This is a genomic window from Amnimonas aquatica, assembly GCF_002943415.1.
Taxonomy (GTDB): Bacteria; Pseudomonadota; Gammaproteobacteria; order Pseudomonadales; family Moraxellaceae; genus Perlucidibaca; species Perlucidibaca aquatica_A.
This window is the reverse complement of the sequence record NZ_PTQZ01000173.1, coordinates 1-3,985: the sequence shown is the minus strand read 5'-3', so window position 1 is coordinate 3,985 and position 3,985 is coordinate 1. Positions and strand designations below refer to the sequence as shown.

Genomic DNA, 3,985 nt, shown 5'->3' with positions numbered 1-3,985 from the left:
TACTCGCTCCGATCCACCCGCAACGGACCACCGCAATGACCACCGCAATGACCACCGCCTCATCCGCCGCGAGCTTCTCGGCGCTCGCCTCCCAGCCCGGCGTGATCGCCTGGCGCTGGCGCCAGGGCGCGCTGCAGCCCGTCACCTCGGTGCAGCAGACGCACCTGGCCGACCTGCTCGGCATCGACCGCCAGAAAGAGGCCATGCGGCGCAACACCGAGCAGTTCGTGCACGGCCTGCCTGCCAACCACGCCCTGCTCACCGGTGCCCGCGGCACCGGCAAGTCTTCGCTGGTGAAGGCGCTGCTGACCGAATTCTCGGCCGCTGGCCTGCGCCTCATCGAGGTGCCGCCGCACGACCTGATCGACCTGCCGGACATCGTGGCGCCGCTGCGCGGCCGTCCGGAGCGCTTCATCCTGTACGTCGACGACTTCTCCGTGGCCAGCTCGGACCCGGCGCTGATCGCGCTCAAGACCGCGCTCGACGGCGGCGTCGAGGAAGCGCCCGACAACGTGCTGATCTACGCCACCAGCAACCGCCGCTATCTCATGCCCACGCTGCAGTCCGACAACCGCGAGTATCAGTGGGTCGATGACGAGCTTCACCCCGGCGAATCCACCGAGGAGAAGGTCTCGCTGTCGGAGCGCTTCGGCCTCTGGCTGTCCTTCCTCGCCTTCAACCAGAATGACTACGAGCAGCTCGTGCGCCACCACCTGGCAAAGCTGGGCTGGCAGCACTGGGACGAGGAAGTGCGCGCCGAGGCCCTGCGCTGGGCACAGACCCGCGCCTCGCGCAGCGGCCGCGTGGCGAGCCAGTTCGCCCGCGACTGGGTGGGCCGGCAGTCGCTGGCCGGCCGCCAACCCGACTGAGACCACACCAATCGCCGGAGCGCCGACATGGCCAGCGCCAGACCCCACGCCATCGACAGCAGCAGCACCGAGGCAGACCTGCTGATCGCCCTGCGTGCTGATGATCGCCGCGCCTGGGCGGAAGCCATGCGCCGCTTCGGCGGCGCCATGCTGGCCGCCGCCCGCAGTATCGCGGCGAATCATGCCGATGATGCCGTGCAGGAGGCCTGGATCGCTGCCCACGGCGCCATTGCCCGCTTCGAAGGCCGCGCCGGCATCAAGACCTGGCTGGTGCGCATCACCATCAACGCCAGCTACAACCACCTGCGCGCGCACCGCCGTGAGGTGTCGCTGGAAGGACTGGACAGCGAACATGATCCGCTCGCCAATGCCTTCGTTTCCGGCGAGCCCTTCGGCATGCACTGGACGGTGCAGTTCCAGCGCTGGACCGACGACAGCCCGCAGGCGCTGCTGGAAGCGCACGTCCTGCAGGAATGCCTGGAGCACCACATGGCCGACCTGCCGGAAGGCCAGCGTATGGCGCTGACACTGAGAGACATCGAAGGGCTGCCGGCGGACGAGATCTGTAACACCCTGCACATCACGCCGTCCAACTTCAGGGTGCTGCTGCACCGCGCGCGCATGCGCGTGTTCAACATGGTGTCGCACTACGAGGAGACGGGGGAATGCTGAACTGTCGCGATATCGGCACGAATGCCACCGAGTTCCTGTCCGGCGCCCTGCCCTGGCACATCAACCTGCAGGTGATCTGGCATCTGGTGCGCTGCGGCAACTGCCGCCTGGCGGTGATCCAGATCCTGACGCTGCTGCGCGCCCTGCGCCGGCGGCAGGCCAGACCGGCGAGCGACGAACAGGTGCAGGCCTGGCTTCGCGCCCTCGACGACGCACACCCGCACGATCACTGAACGGCGAGACCAGCTTCCGGACCAGCCGGCACGCCGCTCAGCGGCGCAGATACCGGGCCAGCCACCAGTCCGCGCTCGTGTAGCGACCACCGCCAAGCACCACCAGCGCCATCAGCATGACCGCATAGGTGACAGCGAACTCCACGCCGTTGTTGAGGATGACCACCGGACCGCTGGCGGTCAGCCAGTCATAGTCGCCATGGCTCTGCAGGATGTCGCGGATCCGCATCAGCCTTTCCGCCGCCGCCAGCACCTGCGCGTTCGCGAACGGCGCCGACGGGTCCGCGATGGCCTGCCAGCCATTGGGCAGATGCACGGCAAGCGCCGCCACGACCATGGTCGCCAGCAGCGGCAGGCTGATCCAGCGCGTGGCCAGGCCAAGGGCCAGCAGCACGGCACCACCCAACTCGCTGGCTGTCGCCAGAGCGGCCAGCAGCCAGGGCAGCGGCAGGCCAAGCCCCTGGAAGGGGTCGCCGAACCAGGCCACCGTGTCGGAGAAATGCAGCAGCTTCTGGCTGCCGGCCATCCAGAACACCGGCACCAGATAGAAACGCAAGGCCAGCGCCGGCAGGCCATCGAGATGCCTCAGGGGACGGGTCAGCGAAATGAGCAGCGCGTCGGCGCGCCGCAGCAGGGCGATCATGGCGGGACTCCGCTCCGGGGGAATACACCACTCAGACGGCTGACCGGCGGCCGATGTTACAGGCGAATTTTTTCAGGACGCGTGTAACACTCGGGCCCGATATCGTGTCCAAGTCAGGACAGCGGCGGACACCTTGCCCGCCGGGTCCACCACCCCGAGGATGACCATCATGAAAAAGCTGCAGACCCTGACCCCGATCGCTGCCGTGCTCGCCCTGTCCGCCGCAGGCGTTGTCCATGCCGCCGAAGCCCCGGCGGCACCGGCCGCCGCCGCCAGCGCGGAAGCCAAGTGCGGCGCCAAGACCGGCGAAGCCAAGTGTGGAGCCAAGAAGACCGCCGAAGCGAAATGCGGCGCCAAGAAGAATGCCGAGGGCAAGTGCGGCGCGGAAAAGAAATCGGCCGAGGGCAAGTGCGGCGAAGCCAAGTGCGGCGGCAAGAAGTAAGCCGTCTCCGACAGGGAAAGGTGGCGTGAACCACGCTCCCGTCAGTGGCGCCGGCCTCGGCCTGAGGCGCAGCTTCATGGCTGCGCTGACGGCCGGGCAGGCTGCCACGCCCCCCGATTTCCTCGAGATCGCGCCGGAGAACTGGCTGGGCCTCGGCGGTCGCTACGCGCGCGACCTGCGCATGCTGACCGAACGCTTTCCATTCGCCTGCCATGGCCTGTCGCTGTCCATCGGCGGACCAGCCCCGCTGGACACCGGCCTCCTGGCGCGCGTGCGCGACTTCCTCGACACGCACGACATCCGGCTCTATTCCGAGCACCTGAGCTACACCGGCGACGACGGCCATCTCTACGACCTGCTGCCCATTCCCATGACCGAGGCGGCGGTCGGCCATGTCGCGGCCCGCGTGCGCCAGGCCCAGGACATCCTCGGCCGGCGACTGGTGCTGGAGAACGTGTCCACCTACGCCGCGCCCGGCGCCGAGATGCAGGAAGCCGACTTCGTGCGCGAAGTGCTGCTGCGCGCCGACTGCGACCTGCTGCTGGACATCAACAATGTCTACGTCAACAGCATCAACCACGGCTTCGACGCCGCCGGCTACCTGCGCGCCCTGCCCGGCGAACGCATACGCTACCTGCACGTCGCCGGGCATTACGTCGAAGCCGGCGACCTGCGCATAGACACCCACGGAGACGATGTCTGCCCGGAGGTCTGGGACCTGCTGCGCCTGGCCTACCGCGAGTTCGGCGTGCTGCCGACCCTGCTGGAGCGCGACTTCAACCTGCCGCCGCTGCCCGAACTGCTGGGCGAGGTCGACACCATCCGGCGCATCCAGCATGAGGCCGCCGGCCACGACAGCCACGCCGGAGCCGTTCGCCATGCCGTCGGCACCTGACTTCCGGCAGCAGCAGCGCCAGTTCACCGCCTGGCTGCGCCACCCGGGAACGACCCCCGCGCCGGCCGACATCGAACCCCGCCGCCTGGAGATCTACCGAGACCTGCTGCGCAACAACGTGACCAGCTTCGTGGACATCACCTTCCCGGTCGCCGGCGCCGTGCTGCCCGCTACGCTCTGGGCGCGCCTGAAAGAAGGGTTTTTCGCCGATTTCCACTGCACATCACCACT

7 protein-coding genes are annotated in these 3,985 nt (G+C 68.3%); 6 read left to right on the top strand and 1 reads right to left on the bottom strand.

The window, feature by feature from the left end:
- The 3 genes from C5O18_RS07280 to C5O18_RS07270 form a co-directional block, all read left to right on the top strand.
- A partial coding sequence (locus C5O18_RS07280; protein ID WP_206389782.1) for an ATP-binding protein occupies positions 1-869 on the top strand: 869 nt, incomplete at its 5' end.
- 27 nt (positions 870-896) lie between these two features.
- Positions 897-1,541 (top strand): RNA polymerase sigma factor, encoded by a 645-nt coding sequence (locus C5O18_RS07275; protein ID WP_105192774.1) that lies wholly within the window; start codon positions 897-899, stop codon positions 1,539-1,541.
- Positions 1,535-1,774, top strand: coding sequence for a hypothetical protein (locus C5O18_RS07270; protein WP_105192772.1), 240 nt, complete (start codon positions 1,535-1,537; stop codon positions 1,772-1,774). Before C5O18_RS07275 ends, C5O18_RS07270 begins: the two co-directional genes overlap by 7 nt.
- Before the next feature lie 37 nt (positions 1,775-1,811).
- Here the strand turns inward: C5O18_RS07270 and C5O18_RS07265 are convergent, their stop codons facing one another.
- Entirely contained in the window at positions 1,812-2,417 is a 606-nt protein-coding gene (locus C5O18_RS07265; protein ID WP_105192770.1) for an HvfX family Cu-binding RiPP maturation protein, read from the bottom strand.
- A gap of 169 nt (positions 2,418-2,586) precedes the next feature.
- On the opposite strand from C5O18_RS07265, the gene C5O18_RS07260 reads away from it, so the two are divergent.
- The 3 genes from C5O18_RS07260 to C5O18_RS07250 form a co-directional block, all read left to right on the top strand.
- A complete protein-coding gene (locus C5O18_RS07260; RefSeq protein WP_105192778.1) occupies positions 2,587-2,859 on the top strand; it encodes an HvfA family oxazolone/thioamide-modified RiPP metallophore in 273 nt (90 codons plus the stop codon).
- A 25-nt stretch (positions 2,860-2,884) separates the two neighbouring features.
- Positions 2,885-3,754 carry an HvfB family MNIO-type RiPP peptide maturase gene (locus C5O18_RS07255; RefSeq protein ID WP_277422155.1) on the top strand — a complete coding sequence of 290 codons (870 nt, stop codon included), beginning with the start codon at positions 2,885-2,887 and terminating at the stop codon, positions 3,752-3,754.
- The coding region (locus C5O18_RS07250) for an HvfC/BufC N-terminal domain-containing protein (RefSeq protein ID WP_162495439.1) at positions 3,738-3,985 on the top strand (248 nt) is incomplete at its 3' end. The genes C5O18_RS07255 and C5O18_RS07250, both read left to right, overlap by 17 nt.